The sequence below is a fragment of the Pseudomonas grandcourensis genome (assembly GCF_039909015.1).
GTDB classification, from domain to species: Bacteria; Pseudomonadota; Gammaproteobacteria; order Pseudomonadales; family Pseudomonadaceae; genus Aquipseudomonas; species Aquipseudomonas grandcourensis.
The window spans coordinates 6,513,979-6,526,969 of sequence record NZ_CP150919.1; the positions used below are offsets into that span (position 1 = coordinate 6,513,979).

Sequence of the window (12,991 nt, forward strand, 5' to 3'; positions counted from 1 at the left end):
TGAAGTGTAGAGAAACGCAAAAAGACCGCAGCCTCCGGCAGCGCCTACATTGGGTTGGTGATCAACCTGTAGGAGCTGCCGAAGACTGCGATCTTTTGACCTTTAAAACAGCAGGCTCAGTTCCAGCCAGCCTTGTCCATCAGGCGAATCGCCTCAGCCTGACGCTTGCCGGCAATTTCCACAGGCAAGGTATCAGCGATGAACTTGCCCCATGCGGCGACTTCAGCCGATGGCTGCACGGTAGGGTTCGCCGGGAACTCCTGGTTCACGTCGGCAAAGATTTTCTGTGCTTCAGGGGTAGTCATCCACTCCACCAGGGCCTTGGCCGCTTCCGGGTGTGGCGCGTGTTGTGTCAGGCCGATACCCGACAGGTTGATGTGTACGCCACGGTCAGCCTGGTTCGGCCAGAACAACTTCACCGGCAGGTCTGGCTTCTGCTTGTGCAGGCGGCCGTAGTAGTAGGTGTTGACGATACCGACGTCGCACTGGCCGGCGTTGATCGCTTCCAGCACGGCGGTGTCGTCGGAGAACACGTCAGTGGAGAGGTTCCTGACCCAGCCCTTGAGGATTTCCTCGGTCTTCCCGGCGCCGTGCACTTCGATCATGGTCGCGGTCAGGGACTGGTTGTAGACCTTCTTCGCCGTGCGCAGGCACAAGCGGCCTTCCCATTGCTTGTCGGCCAGCGCTTCGTAGGTGGTCAGTTCACCCGGCTTCACCCGATCAGTGGAGTAGGCAATGGTCCGCGCACGCAGGCTCAGGCCGGTCCAGGCGTGTGAGGCGGCCCGGTATTGCAGCGGAATGTTGGCGTCGATGGTTTTCGAGGTGAACGGCTGGAGGATGCCCATCTGCTCGGCTTGCCAGAGGTTGCCGGCATCGACGGTGAGCAGCAGGTCGGCCGGCGTATTCGCGCCCTCGGCCTTGAGCCGCTGCATCAGTGGCGCTTCCTTGTCGGTGATGAACTTCACCTTCACGCCGGTCTTGGCGGTGTAGGCATCGAAGACTGGCTTGATCAGCTCGTCGATTCGCGAGGAGTAGACCACCACCTCGTCAGCGGCCTGGGCGGCTGTACTGCCGATCAGGGTCAAGGCCAGTGCAGTCAGTAGACGCTTCGGTGCCAACATGGGAGCGGTCTCTCGATTGAAAAATGAGGGCAAATGATAAGGACTCACATTTAGCTTCTCAATCGAACCTTGCCGTGGAGGAGTTACCGGATGTTGCACAGGCCGAAGTTGAGGGCGAAGAGGCCATCAGCCTCAATAGAGAAGTCAGGCCTTGGCGAGCGCCGGCAAATCCCCGGTCAACCCCAGCGCTTCACGCACGAACAAAGCCTTGGCTTCCGGCATCCTCTCAACCATTTTCAACCCGGTATTACGCAACCAGCGCACCGGCAACGGATCGGCCTGGAACAAGCGCTCGAAGCCTTCCATCGCCGCCATCAGCGCCAGGTTGTGGGGCATGCGTCGACGCTCGTAACGGCTGAGGACTTTCACATCCGCCAGGCGTTCGCCACGTGTTGTCGCTTGCAGCAACACTTCGGCCAGCACGGCGGCATCGAGGAATCCGAGATTCACGCCCTGCCCGGCCAACGGGTGAATGGTGTGGGCCGCGTCGCCGATCAATGCCAGGCCTTCAGCCACATAACGCTTGGCATGCCGCTGGCGCAGAGGCACACACAGGCGCGGGTCGGCGCTAAGTACCTCGCCGAGTCGACCTTCAAAGGCCCGCTCCAGCTCCTTGCAGAAACCTTGTTCATCCATTGCCATCAGGCGTTCGGCTTCGCCGGGTGTGGTCGACCAGACGATCGAGCACCAATCCTGTTGGCCGTCCCGCTCCAGCGGCAGGAACGCCAACGGACCGTTATCGGTGAAGCGCTGCCAGGCCGTCATCTGATGCGGCTTGGCGCAACGCACGCTGGTGACGATGGCATGGTGCAGATAATCCCATTCGCGGGTCGCCACACCGGCCAGGCGTCGCACCGCCGAGTTGGCGCCATCCGCCGCGATCACCAGCGGCGCGCGCAGGGTGCGGCCGTCGGCCAGGGTCAGCAGCCAGTCATCGCCGGAGCGGCGCATCTGCTCCAGGCGAGCATTGGCCAGCAGCCCCAGGTCGCAATCGTGCAGGCGTTCGAGCAAGGCATCCTGAACCACGCGGTTCTCGACGATATGCCCCAGCACCTCGGCATGCACACTGGCCGCCGAGAAGTGGATTTGCCCGGTGCCGCTGCCATCCCAGACCTGCATGTCGGTATAGGGGCTGCTGCGCCGCCCGGCGATGCCGTCCCACACGCCCAGGCGTTCGAGAATCCGCTGGCTGGCGGCCGACAAGGCGCTCACCCGCGGTTCAAACGCAGCCTGAGCGTTGAACGGTTTGACACTCATGGGGCTGCCGTCCAGCAACAGGACTTCCAGCCCGCTGTCCTGCAACGCCAGCGCCAGGGCGCTGCCGACCATTCCGGCCCCGACAATCAGCAGATCTGCGCGCATTTCCATGCTTTAAGCCTGTCTCTCTTGCGGCTTGAGCCGCACGTAAAGGGTTTTCCCGACCCGCGCCACCAGTTGGCAGGAGCCGTCATGAAGGTCGAACCTGCAGGCAGGTATTTTTATCAATCGCGCCTTGCCAAATCGGCGGATCAGCCAGTCACGCATCTGGACGGGTACCCAGCCCCATCGCCTGCCGGGCAAACCAGCGTTTGGCCGGTGGCAGCAGATCGAGGCCGAGCAAGCCGATGTTGCGCCCCAGGGACACCAGCGGCTGGGTGCTGCCGAACAGGCGCGTGACCTGATCGGAGAAGCCCACGGTGAGGTCCTGATCGAGACGCTGGCGTTCGCGATAGGCCTGCAACGTGGCGAAGTCGCCCAATGGTTTTTCGCTGGCGAGCAAGGCATCGGCCAGGGCCTGGGCATCGCGCAGGGACAGGTTGAACCCCTGGCCGGCAATCGGATGCAGGCTGTGCGCCGCGTTGCCGAGAATCGCCAGATGCGGGCGCACCTGTTCTTCGGCTTCGACCAGTGTCAGCGGATACAGATGCCGCGCACCCACCTGCTTCAATGTGCCGAGACGATAACCGAACACACCCTGCAACTCGCTGAGGAAGCTGCGCTCATCAAGGGCCGCCAGGCGTTGCGCGTCCATGCCCAGGCGGGTCCAGACCAGTGCGCAGCGATTATCCGGAAGCGGCAGCAACGCCATCGGGCCTTCGTCGGTGAAACGCTCGAAGGCCATGCCGTTGTGGGCTTCGCTCGGGGTGATGTTGGCGATCAGCGCGCTCTGGTTGTACGGACGCTTGCGGATGCCGATCCCCAGTTGCTCGCGCAGGCCGGAGCGGCCGCCATCGGCGAGCACCGCGAGGTCGCATTCCAGGGTGGTTTCATCGTTGAGGGTCAGGCGGTAGCCATCGGTCAGCGGCTCCATGCGGGTGACCTCCGCCGGGCAGCGCCAACTGATTATATCCTTGTCCAGACCTTGCCACAGGCATTGGCCGAGCCAGGCGTTTTCAACGACATAACCCAGCGCAGGAACACCCTCTTCCATCGCCGACAACCGCGCCGTCGAGAACCGACCACGGTCGGAAACATGAATTTGCTTGATCGGCTCGGCGCGGCGCGAGACTTCCTGCCAGACGCCCAGCCGCTGATAGATCTGCCGCGAGCCGAAGGAAAGCGCCGAAGAACGGGCATCGTAACTCGGTTGATAGCTGTCGCCAGGGGCGAACGGCTCGATCAACACGATCTTCCAGCCTCGGGCCTTGGCCCCGGCCTGAAGCGCCAGCGCCAGGCTTGCACCGACCAGCCCGCCACCGATAATTGCCAGGTTGATTCGACTCATGCTGCCTGTGTCCGCGCGGCGGCCATCAGGGCCTCGATCTCGGCGACGGTTTTCGGCACGCCGTTCGTCAATATTTCACAGCCGGTTTTGGTGACCACTACGTCGTCCTCGATGCGCACGCCAATGCCGCGCCATTTCTTCGCAACATTCTGGTTGTCCGGGGCGATATAGATCCCCGGCTCCACGGTCAGCGCCATGCCGACTTCCAGCACGCGCCACTCGCCGCCGACCTTGTATTCGCCAACGTCATGCACATCCATGCCCAGCCAGTGGCCGGCGCGGTGCATGTAAAACGCTTTGTAGGCTTCGCTGGCGATCAATTCGTCAACGTCGCCCCGCAGCAGACCCAGCTTGACCAGCCCGGCCGTGATGACCCGGACCGTGGCCTCGTGTGCCTGATTCCAGTGCTTGTTCGGGGCGATTTCGGCAAAGGCGGCTTCCTGGGAGGCCAACACCAATTCGTAAATCGCTTTCTGTTCCGCTGAATACTTGCCGCTGACCGGAAAGGTCCGGGTGATGTCGCTGGCGTAGCAGTCGATCTCGCAACCGGCGTCGATCAGCACCAGGTCACCGTCCTTGAGCAGCGCGTCATTCTGCTGGTAATGCAGGATGCAGCTGTTGCGCCCCGCCGCGACGATCGACCCGTAGGCTGGCATCTTCGCCCCGCCCTTGCGGAACTCGTAATCGAGCTCGGCTTCCAGGCTGAATTCGTGCAACCCGGCGCGACAGGCCTGCATTGCCCGTACGTGCGCCTGGGCGGAAATCCGCGCCGCTTCGCGCATCACTTTCACTTCTGCCGCCGATTTATACAGGCGCATGTCGTGCAGCAGATGATCCAGGGCAACGAATTCGTTCGGCGGCTGGGCACCGAGGTTGGCCTTGGAGCGGATCACGTTGATCCATTCCATCAGGTGGCGGTCGAATTCGGGGTTGCTGCCCATGGCCGAATACACCCGGTCACGGCCTTCGATCAGGCCCGGCAGGATGTCGTCAATATCCGTGATCGGAAAGGCGTCGTCGGCGCCGAAGTCGCGAATCGCGCCTTCCTGCCCGGCACGCAGGCCATCCCACAGCTCGCGCTCGGCGTTGCGTTCGCGGCAGAACAGGATGTATTCGCCATGCACGCGCCCCGGCATCAGCACCAGTACGGCCTGGGGCTCGGGAAAACCGCTGAGGTACTGGAAGTCGCTGTCCTGGCGGTAGACGTGCTCGACGTCGCGATTGCGAATGGCCACCGCGGCGGCGGGCAGGATGGCGATGCTGTTGGGTTCCATCTGCGCCATCAGGGCCTTGCGGCGACGGCTGTATTCCGATTTCGGGATATGGATCATGGGCAGATGGTTTTCCCTTTCTTACGATTAATGCAAAGACGGTTTGGCGGCGGCCGGCACGTCTTTTTTGGTCTCGGAGAACAGCAGCAGCGGTGCGACGCGCAGGTACTCCATGACTTCCATGTAGTCGTTTTCGCCGTCGTCGGACTCTTCCAGGGCATCTTGCACCTGGGAAATGGCCGCCAGATCCTGCAGCACCTCGGTGGCCTCGGTGCTCAGGGCGCTGCTGTCACGGCAGTTCAGGCCAAAGCCGCTGAGGAAACCCTGGCACCATTGGCCCAGTGCGATGGCACGCTCGGTGAGCGGGGCGTCGTCGGTCGGCAACAGCAGAACGACGGTCACGTCATCGCCGGTGAGCTCGCCTTTAACCATCTCTTGCAAGCCGATCAGGGCGTTGCGAACGTTGTCCTGCGGCTCGCTTTCGAGCAATTCGGCGGCGTCGATCAGCCAGCCTTCGGCGTCGAAACCCGCGCCGGCGCAGCTGCGGCCGAGCAACAGGCCGTGCAGTTCGGCAGGCGAGACGTTGTGACCGCTGGAAGTCAGCAGGGTGGCGAAGGCTTGGTACGGGGAATTCTGAATGGTCATGGGCAGCTAGGCGCCAGACGGCGCTATGTCTAGAATGAAGGCCTTGTATCCTACATCGACTACCCCTGTAGGAGCGAGCTTGCTCGCGATGGTCGTCAACGATAACGCTGGGTACCTGACACCCCGCGGCGTTCTCGGGTTCATCGCGAGCAAGCTCGCTCCTTCAGTCCGACCCCCATCAGACAGTGAAGACAATGGAAGACACCGATCTGCAAGCGCTGATGGCCAGACTCGAGCTACTGATTACCCGAGTCGAGCAACTTAAGAGTCAAAACGGACTCTTACTAGCTCAGGAAAAGACCTGGCGCGAGGAACGCGCGCACCTCATTGAAAAAAACGAAATCGCCCGGCGTAAGGTCGAATCGATGATTTCGCGCCTCAAGGCCCTGGAGCAAGACTCATGAGTTCAAGCAATAGCGTCACCGTGCAGATCCTCGACAAAGAGTATTCGATCATCTGCCCTCAGGAAGAGCGCAGCAATCTGATCAGCGCCGCCCGTTATCTGGACGGCAAAATGCGCGAGATCCGCAGCAGCGGCAAAGTCATCGGCGCCGACCGTATCGCCGTGATGGCCGCGCTGAACATCACCCATGACCTGTTACATAAGGAAGAACGGCCGGATATCCAGGCCAGCGGTTCGACCCGCGAACAGGTGCGTGACCTGCTCGATCGCGTCGATCTGGCACTCGCCACCGATCCGGACGTCACCAAAGGCTGATTCGCGTCGCCGCTTGCGGTATAATCCCCTCACTCCCTGGGGTGCTTGCCAGTTGGCGATGTCCCTGAGCCGATTTGCTATACCCTGGAGGTTGCACGTTGGGCTGGTGTGCATGTCCGCTAGACGGAAAGCCTTAAAGCCTACTGCATCTTCCACCTTGAACTTTCGGGTTCAAGGGCTAAGTCGACAGCGGCACATTCGGGGAGCCTGATTCCAGTCCAATGCCGGTTTTGATACCGGCATTGGCGTTTTTACGGGTACGCTTCACGTATCCGCATTGCTGAAGCCCGAATACATGACCGAACCTGCGCTGCTCCCCCGCCCGCAACTTCGACGCATGCTGCGCAAGGCCCGCCGCGCACTGACTCCCAGTCAGCAGCGCCAGGCCGCTCGCGGGCTGTACAAGCAATTGGCCCAGCAACCGCTGTTCCGCCGCGCCAGACACATCTCGCTCTACCTGCCCACCGACGGTGAAATCGATCCGCGCCTGTTGCTGCGCGCCGCGCAACGCCGGGGCAAGGCCACCTATCTACCGGTGCTGAGCGCCTGGCCGCGAACCAAAATGGTTTTCCAGCGAATCCGTCCCGGGGAAAAACTCAAACCCAACCGCTTCCGCATTCTCGAACCACGGGCCAACCTCGCCCGGCAGCGCAAGATCTGGGCGCTGGACCTGGTGCTGTTGCCATTGGTGGGTTTTGACGATGTCGGCGGACGCCTGGGGATGGGCGGTGGCTTCTACGACCGGAGCCTGGCCTACCTGGCGCGACGAAACGACTGGCGCAAGCCGACGCTGCTGGGGCTGGCCCATGAATGTCAGAAAGTGGAGCGATTGGCTCAGGCGAGCTGGGATGTGCCGCTGCAAGGAACGGTGACGGACAAGGCCTGGTATTACGCAGGCTAGGCGCCACTTCGATCAGCGGCGCCGAGGCAACAGGGTCAGCGCTTGAAGGCGGTCGACTGTTGCTGCAATTGGGCGAGTTCGACCGGCGCATCGGTCTTGTTGGCCCACAGGCTTTGGGCATAGCCAGTGGTCACGACGCCAAGGCCAAACAAAATGACCAAAATCCATAGTAAATCCGGTTTGCGTTTCATCGATTGCCCCCCAAAGGCACATCAACACGATGACAGCAGCGGTTTCCGTTTGTAGGCCGTGCAGCAGCGTCAAGCTCTAAAGGCCGGCATTTTGCGACAACGCGAACCGCTGCGCAAATGCTGACGTCAACCGACCGTCGGTTTGTCATAAAATCGTCGACAAGCTGCTCAATAACCACGCAAGGAGCAACAGACATGGCCTATTGGCTGATGAAGTCCGAGCCCGACGAACTCTCGATCAAGGGGCTGGAAAAGCTCGGCAAAGCGCGCTGGGACGGGGTTCGCAACTATCAGGCACGCAATTTCCTGCGGGCCATGGCGGTGGGGGATGAGTTCTTTTTCTATCATTCCAGCTGCCCTGAGCCGGGCATCGCCGGAATCGGCAAGATTGTCGAAGCCGCGTACCCGGACCCGACGGCGCTGGAGCCGGAAAGCCATTATTTCGACCCGAAGGCCACCCCGGACAAAAACGCCTGGAGCGCGATCGATGTCGCGCATGTCGAAACGTTTGCCCGGGTGCTGAAACTGGATTACCTGAAGCAGCAGACGGCCCTGGCCGAGTTGCCGCTGGTGCAGAAAGGCTCGCGGCTTTCGGTGATGCCGGTGACGGCGGAGCAGTGGGCGGCGGTGATTGTTTTAAAACCTTGAGTCATTTATCGCCAAGACTGGCCTAATCGCGAGCAAGCTCGCGATTAGGCCGGCAGGAGCAGCGAAAACCTTACTGAATGATCAAGTTGTTGAACAACAAGTCCTCAACCACCGGCTTACCGGTTTCGTCGTTCATCACCTGCTGGGTCTGCTTCAACGCTTCCTGACGCAGCTTTTCCTTGGCCTCGACGTTGTTCATCGTCTCGGTGGTCTGCTGGGCGAACAGCGCGACCAATTGATTGCGGATCAACGGCTCATTGGCCTTCACCGCCTTGGCGGCCTCGTCACCGGTCACCCGCAACGCCACGTCGGCCTTGTAGACCTTGAGTTTCGGCGTGCCGTCCAGCCCATAGTTGCCCACGAACGGCGGGCTCAGGGTGATGTAACTGACCTTCGGCGCAGTTTCACCTTCTTTGGCTTCTTCGGCCACCGCTGCCACAGGCAGAGACAGGGCCAGCATCAACATGATCCACGCTTTCAAAATTCGCTCCTTATCCGGTTTGCGGCCTAGCATAACGACCCGCCGCGCAAGCACAAGCTTATGGCTGACTATCAGGGCCGGGCATGCTCGTTGACCCATCGACCCACACACCTACACTTATCGGCCATCACTCCCAAAGGAATAGCCCTGATGAAAGCCGTGCTGTGCAAAGCCTTCGGCCCTGCCGAATCGCTGGTGCTGGAAGACGTCGCCAGTCCTGTCGCGAAGAAGAACGAAATCCTGCTGGACGTGCACGCCGCCGGGGTGAATTTCCCCGACACCTTGATCATCGAGGGCAAATACCAGTTCAAGCCGCCCTTCCCGTTTTCGCCGGGTGGTGAAGCGGCCGGCGTGGTCAGCGCCGTGGGCGAAAAGGTCAGCCACCTGAAAGTCGGTGACCGGGTCATGGCCCTGACCGGCTGGGGCAGCTTTGCCGAGCAGGTCGCCGTGCCGGGCTACAACGTGCTGCCGATCCCGCCATCGATGGACTTCAACACCGCTGCCGCCTTCAGCATGACCTACGGCACCTCGATGCACGCCCTCAAGCAGCGCGGCAACCTGCAACCGGGCGAAACCCTGCTGGTGCTTGGTGCCTCCGGCGGTGTCGGCCTGGCGGCGGTGGAAATCGGCAAAGCCATGGGCGCCCGGGTGATCGCCGCGGCCAGCAGCGCAGAGAAACTCGCCGTGGCCAAGGCCGCCGGCGCCGACGAACTGATCAACTACAGCGAAACCAGCCTGAAGGACGAAATCAAGCGCCTGACCGACGGCCAGGGTGCCGACGTGATCTACGACCCGGTCGGCGGCGACCTGTTCGACCAGGCGATCCGCGCCATCGCCTGGAACGGCCGCCTGCTGGTGGTCGGTTTCGCCAGCGGGCGCATTCCCGAGCTGCCGGTCAACCTGGCCCTGCTCAAGGGCGCGGCAGTGCTCGGCGTGTTCTGGGGCTCGTTCGCCCAACGCCAGCCACAAGACAACGCGGCGAACTTCCAGCAACTGTTTGGCTGGTTTGCCGAAGGCAAGTTGAAGCCATTGGTTTCGCAGGTATATCCGCTGAGCAATTCAGCCCAGGCGATCAATGATCTTGGCCAGCGCAAAGCGGTCGGGAAAGTGGTGGTTCAGGTTCGCTGAGTCTCTATCTGCAATAAAGGCGCGGTCACGCTGCCGCGTTTTTTTTTCATAACAGCGCCCTTATCTCTTGCGGAAGAAACCGCACGTATCGGCCCGCGGGGTAGGTATTACAGCGCCTGACTATTGATGGGACGCTTTTGTTGAGTTTGGCAATCAGCGCCAAACGCTTCTCTTCCGGCAATTGCGTCGGCGAGAGGGAGTGGGTCAGGTAACTGCGGGTCCAACTGAACACCGGCAGGTCTACCCAAGAAGTGTCTGCGATGTTCAGCGCTGCCCGTCCGATGTCACCACACATGAGCCGCTCCAGCGTCTTGTTGACGTGAATGGGCTGTCCCTGGTCCAGCCTGTAATCCATGGGTGCTACCACGATGATTTGCGCTGGCTGATCCTCGGTAACTGTCCACGGCTTGAATCGCCATTGGCTGACTGCGGCCAATGACGCCTCATCGAGTCCGGGATGTGCACTTTGCGCAATCACGGCATTACTGACTGATCCATCGGCCTTCACAGTCATGCTGACCCGCACCATGCCGGTGACACCCGCCCGATGCAGCGCCACCGGATAAACCGGCTTCGGATTATTCTCGGGTATCAGGTACACCTCCCCGGCCCTGACATCCATGGACGCCACCAACAAAAGCACGCATACCCACCACCGCATGTCCCTCTCCCTTCGCCTGCAACGCCAGACCTGGCAACAGCACCAAGGTTAAAGCGCCGGGGCATTCGGCATAACGCCATGACTTCTGCTTTAAACGAAGGACCTTTCCTAAAGACCTGCCTTATTTCAGGTACATCAAGCGCCTGCTAACCAAACAGGTAACGCTTCCTACAACGCCTCTCACTTACATCTGAGCGACATGTTCATAAAGGAACGCGCGATATCCAACATTTCCGCTGTTTTGCCAATGAGAACCGGTGCTATTTTCGGTAACGAAACTGTAACATTCGTATCCGCAGTCAAAACAAGAAATTTGGAGCTCTTGAATGTTTGCTTTCTTTCGTCCTGCCGCACATCAGGCTCCATTGCCTGAAGAAAAAATAGACAGCACCTATCGGCGCCTTCGCTGGCAGATTTTCGCCGGCATCTTCATTGGCTATGCCGGTTACTACCTGCTGCGCAAGAACTTCTCCCTGGCCATGCCGTACCTGATCGACGAGGGCTACTCCCGTGGTCAGCTGGGCTTGGCGATGTCCGCCATCGCGATTGCCTACGGTCTGTCGAAGTTTCTGATGGGCTTGGTGTCCGACCGTTCCAACCCACGTTTCTTCCTGCCGTTCGGTCTGCTGGTGTCGGCTGGGGTGATGTTCATTTTCGGTTTCGCGCCCTGGGCGACGTCCAGCGTGACCATGATGTTCATTCTGCTGTTCATCAACGGCTGGGCGCAGGGCATGGGCTGGCCGCCGAGTGGCCGGACCATGGTGCACTGGTGGTCGCAGAAGGAACGTGGCGGCGTGGTGTCCGTGTGGAACGTGGCGCACAACGTCGGCGGTGGCCTGATCGGCCCGTTGTTCCTGATCGGCATGGGCCTGTTCAATGACTGGCACGCCGCGTTCTATGTGCCGGCTGCGGTGGCGCTGGCGGTAGCGGTGTTTGCCTTTGTGACCATGCGCGACACTCCGCAATCGGTTGGCCTGCCGCCAATCGAGCAATACAAGAACGACTACCCGGAAGGCTACGACGCCAGCCACGAAGAGGAATTCAGCGCCAAGGAAATCTTCGTCAAATACGTGCTGCGCAACAAAATGCTCTGGTACATCGCCCTGGCCAACGTCTTTGTCTATCTGCTGCGCTACGGCGTGCTGGACTGGGCGCCGACCTACCTCAAGGAAGCCAAGGGTTTCACTGTGGATAAAACCTCGTGGGCATACTTCTTCTACGAGTGGGCAGGTATCCCGGGCACGCTGCTGTGCGGCTGGATGTCGGACAAGATCTTCCGGGGCAACCGTGGCCTGACCGGCATGGTGTTCATGGCACTCGTGACGGTCGCGACGCTGGTTTATTGGCTCAACCCTGCCGGCAATCCGATGGTCGACATGATCGCACTGCTTTCCATTGGCTTCCTGATCTACGGCCCGGTGATGCTGATCGGCTTGCAGGCGCTGGAACTGGCACCGAAGAAAGCGGCCGGTACGGCGGCGGGCTTTACCGGTCTGTTCGGTTATCTGGGTGGTTCGGTCGCGGCCAGTGCAGCGATGGGCTACACCGTGGACCATTTCGGTTGGGACGGCGGTTTCGTGCTGCTGGTCGGCGCCTGCCTGCTGGCGATGGCTTTCCTGGCCCCGACACTACGGCACAAACAAATCGCCAGTCAGGGCCGCGAAGCACTCGCTTGATCGGCCGTTGATTTACAGCGCTTGAGCCGAGCCTCCAGATTCCGGTCTGGCATGGCGTGGCTGCGCAGGGCGTGCGCGGTCTGCTCGACATAATCGCGAGTGGTGCCGTAGCGCCCGCAGGCGTTTTCGAATACATGGCTCAGCACATGGTCCGGCAAGTTGCCGGCATAGCTGGGCAGATGTCGCTCCAGAACGAATCCCAATGCCTGTACCTGGCTGCCATCTTCGAGACGGCAGTTGAGCCAGTGCGGGCGGTAGGAAGGAAAAGGCATCTCGCGCTGCCAAAGTGCGTAGAGCGAGGCTTCGAGCTGTTCTTCGGGCAAGCGATAGGCGAAACCGCTGCAAGAACCCCCGCGATCCAGGCCAAACACCAGGCCGGGCATTTCCGGTGTGCCGCGATGTTCGTGGGACCACAAGTACAACCCGCGATGATAGCCATGCACCCGGCCGCGAACCCGCTCAACCGCCGTGCATTCAGGGCGCCAGATCAGCGAACCATACGCAAACAACCAGACCGGCCCACCCTTGTGGCGCGCCATGGTCGATTGCATCGAGCTGAGCAATTGTTCGTGAGTGAGCTGCGGTCCCAGATCGAGCCGCGGAGGGTAAGCCAGATTCAAAAAAGCAGATTCGATGGCGCTCATGGCGAATAGCGTTCAGCTCCCCGCGGGTGAAGAATTACTTAATAGAACGCACAGCTGTAACAATAAGGCACATAAGTTTTAAGGCAATTTGAATGACATGGCACAGCTCTTAAATAAATACCTTCGTTAAATATAACCTACCGAAATTTATAAAAGATTATAAATACCGATAGGCTATATAGAGAGTTATAAACCTGTAGGA

15 protein-coding genes, 1 other RNA gene and 2 pseudogenes are annotated in these 12,991 nt (G+C 60.5%); 8 read left to right on the top strand and 10 right to left on the bottom strand.

All coding sequences use genetic code 11. From position 1 onward, the window contains the following. Positions 1-116: 116 nt before the first annotated feature. From AABM52_RS29360 to AABM52_RS29385, 6 genes and pseudogenes are all read right to left on the bottom strand, one after another. Positions 117-1,121 (bottom strand): extracellular solute-binding protein, encoded by a 1,005-nt coding sequence (locus AABM52_RS29360; RefSeq protein WP_347909677.1) that lies wholly within the window; start codon positions 1,119-1,121, stop codon positions 117-119. A 144-nt stretch (positions 1,122-1,265) separates the two neighbouring features. Further along, entirely contained in the window at positions 1,266-2,483 is a 1,218-nt protein-coding gene (locus AABM52_RS29365; RefSeq protein ID WP_347912705.1) for a 2-octaprenyl-3-methyl-6-methoxy-1,4-benzoquinol hydroxylase, read from the bottom strand. 9 nt (positions 2,484-2,492) lie between these two features. Continuing rightward, positions 2,493-2,597, bottom strand: a pseudogene (locus tag AABM52_RS29370) (tetrameric acyl-CoA thioesterase); the annotation flags it as partial. Positions 2,598-2,637: 40 nt separating this feature from the next. After that, positions 2,638-3,825: a 2-octaprenyl-6-methoxyphenyl hydroxylase gene (gene ubiH / locus AABM52_RS29375; RefSeq protein ID WP_347909678.1), complete on the bottom strand. Its 1,188-nt coding sequence runs from the start codon at positions 3,823-3,825 to the stop codon at positions 2,638-2,640. After that, complete coding sequence (gene pepP, locus AABM52_RS29380) at positions 3,822-5,156, bottom strand: Xaa-Pro aminopeptidase (protein ID WP_150724960.1); 1,335 nt, start codon at positions 5,154-5,156, stop codon at positions 3,822-3,824. Before pepP ends, ubiH begins: the two co-directional genes overlap by 4 nt. 27 nt (positions 5,157-5,183) lie before the next feature. Next, positions 5,184-5,741, bottom strand: coding sequence for a YecA family protein (locus AABM52_RS29385; RefSeq protein ID WP_347909680.1), 558 nt, complete (start codon positions 5,739-5,741; stop codon positions 5,184-5,186). 34 nt (positions 5,742-5,775) lie between these two features. On the opposite strand from AABM52_RS29385, the pseudogene AABM52_RS29390 reads away from it, so the two are divergent. The 5 genes and pseudogenes from AABM52_RS29390 to AABM52_RS29410 all read left to right on the top strand — a co-directional run. Further along, positions 5,776-5,910, top strand: a pseudogene (locus tag AABM52_RS29390) (outer membrane lipoprotein carrier protein LolA); the annotation flags it as partial. Between the two features lie 25 nt (positions 5,911-5,935). Then, a complete protein-coding gene (locus AABM52_RS29395; RefSeq protein WP_007982902.1) occupies positions 5,936-6,145 on the top strand; it encodes a TIGR02449 family protein in 210 nt (69 codons plus the stop codon). Then, positions 6,142-6,459: a cell division protein ZapA gene (locus AABM52_RS29400; RefSeq protein ID WP_057712821.1), complete on the top strand. Its 318-nt coding sequence runs from the start codon at positions 6,142-6,144 to the stop codon at positions 6,457-6,459. Before AABM52_RS29395 ends, AABM52_RS29400 begins: the two co-directional genes overlap by 4 nt. Before the next feature lie 30 nt (positions 6,460-6,489). Next, a non-coding RNA gene (gene ssrS, locus AABM52_RS29405) (6S RNA) lies at positions 6,490-6,668 on the top strand. Positions 6,669-6,754: 86 nt separating this feature from the next. After that, on the top strand, positions 6,755-7,360 hold the full coding sequence (locus AABM52_RS29410; protein WP_046039060.1) for a 5-formyltetrahydrofolate cyclo-ligase: 606 nt from the start codon (positions 6,755-6,757) through the stop codon (positions 7,358-7,360). Positions 7,361-7,395: 35 nt separating this feature from the next. On the opposite strand, the gene AABM52_RS29415 is transcribed toward AABM52_RS29410, so the two are convergent. Continuing rightward, positions 7,396-7,551: a hypothetical protein gene (locus AABM52_RS29415; RefSeq protein ID WP_007982896.1), complete on the bottom strand. Its 156-nt coding sequence runs from the start codon at positions 7,549-7,551 to the stop codon at positions 7,396-7,398. 195 nt (positions 7,552-7,746) lie between these two features. On the opposite strand from AABM52_RS29415, the gene AABM52_RS29420 reads away from it, so the two are divergent. Next, the gene (locus AABM52_RS29420) at positions 7,747-8,199 is read left to right on the top strand and encodes an EVE domain-containing protein (protein WP_347909682.1); all 453 of its coding nucleotides are present in this window, start codon (positions 7,747-7,749) and stop codon (positions 8,197-8,199) included. A 70-nt stretch (positions 8,200-8,269) separates the two neighbouring features. Here AABM52_RS29420 and AABM52_RS29425 read toward each other — a convergent pair whose 3' ends face one another. Continuing rightward, positions 8,270-8,680, bottom strand: a complete 411-nt coding sequence (locus AABM52_RS29425; RefSeq protein ID WP_347909683.1) for a flagellar basal body-associated protein FliL — start codon at positions 8,678-8,680, stop codon at positions 8,270-8,272. A gap of 150 nt (positions 8,681-8,830) precedes the next feature. On the opposite strand from AABM52_RS29425, the gene AABM52_RS29430 reads away from it, so the two are divergent. Then, positions 8,831-9,808, top strand: coding sequence for an NADPH:quinone oxidoreductase family protein (locus tag AABM52_RS29430; RefSeq protein ID WP_150724956.1), 978 nt, complete (start codon positions 8,831-8,833; stop codon positions 9,806-9,808). 46 nt (positions 9,809-9,854) lie between these two features. On the opposite strand, the gene AABM52_RS29435 is transcribed toward AABM52_RS29430, so the two are convergent. Next, positions 9,855-10,469 (bottom strand): energy transducer TonB, encoded by a 615-nt coding sequence (locus AABM52_RS29435; protein WP_347909684.1) that lies wholly within the window; start codon positions 10,467-10,469, stop codon positions 9,855-9,857. A gap of 326 nt (positions 10,470-10,795) precedes the next feature. Here AABM52_RS29435 and glpT point away from each other — a divergent pair, with 326 nt between their 5' ends. Then, positions 10,796-12,145, top strand: coding sequence for a glycerol-3-phosphate transporter (gene glpT, locus AABM52_RS29440; RefSeq protein WP_008048696.1), 1,350 nt, complete (start codon positions 10,796-10,798; stop codon positions 12,143-12,145). On the opposite strand, the gene AABM52_RS29445 is transcribed toward glpT, so the two are convergent. Then, positions 12,121-12,789 (bottom strand): gamma-glutamylcyclotransferase, encoded by a 669-nt coding sequence (locus tag AABM52_RS29445; protein ID WP_223443898.1) that lies wholly within the window; start codon positions 12,787-12,789, stop codon positions 12,121-12,123. The two genes, glpT and AABM52_RS29445, sit on opposite strands and share 25 nt — an antisense overlap. Between the last annotated feature and the right edge of the window lie 202 nt (positions 12,790-12,991).

Coding starts and splice junctions, on each gene's coding strand:
- AABM52_RS29360 (WP_347909677.1), bottom strand. CDS start 1,121: ATGTTGGCACCGAAGCGTCTACTGACTGCACTGGCCTTGACCCTGATC.
- AABM52_RS29365 (WP_347912705.1), bottom strand. CDS start 2,483: ATGCGCGCAGATCTGCTGATTGTCGGGGCCGGAATGGTCGGCAGCGCC.
- ubiH (WP_347909678.1), bottom strand. CDS start 3,825: ATGAGTCGAATCAACCTGGCAATTATCGGTGGCGGGCTGGTCGGTGCA.
- pepP (WP_150724960.1), bottom strand. CDS start 5,156: ATGATCCATATCCCGAAATCGGAATACAGCCGTCGCCGCAAGGCCCTG.
- AABM52_RS29385 (WP_347909680.1), bottom strand. CDS start 5,741: ATGACCATTCAGAATTCCCCGTACCAAGCCTTCGCCACCCTGCTGACT.
- AABM52_RS29395 (WP_007982902.1), top strand. CDS start 5,936: ATGGAAGACACCGATCTGCAAGCGCTGATGGCCAGACTCGAGCTACTG.
- AABM52_RS29400 (WP_057712821.1), top strand. CDS start 6,142: ATGAGTTCAAGCAATAGCGTCACCGTGCAGATCCTCGACAAAGAGTAT.
- AABM52_RS29410 (WP_046039060.1), top strand. CDS start 6,755: ATGACCGAACCTGCGCTGCTCCCCCGCCCGCAACTTCGACGCATGCTG.
- AABM52_RS29415 (WP_007982896.1), bottom strand. CDS start 7,551: ATGAAACGCAAACCGGATTTACTATGGATTTTGGTCATTTTGTTTGGC.
- AABM52_RS29420 (WP_347909682.1), top strand. CDS start 7,747: ATGGCCTATTGGCTGATGAAGTCCGAGCCCGACGAACTCTCGATCAAG.
- AABM52_RS29430 (WP_150724956.1), top strand. CDS start 8,831: ATGAAAGCCGTGCTGTGCAAAGCCTTCGGCCCTGCCGAATCGCTGGTG.
- AABM52_RS29435 (WP_347909684.1), bottom strand. CDS start 10,469: ATGCGGTGGTGGGTATGCGTGCTTTTGTTGGTGGCGTCCATGGATGTC.
- glpT (WP_008048696.1), top strand. CDS start 10,796: ATGTTTGCTTTCTTTCGTCCTGCCGCACATCAGGCTCCATTGCCTGAA.
- AABM52_RS29445 (WP_223443898.1), bottom strand. CDS start 12,789: ATGAGCGCCATCGAATCTGCTTTTTTGAATCTGGCTTACCCTCCGCGG.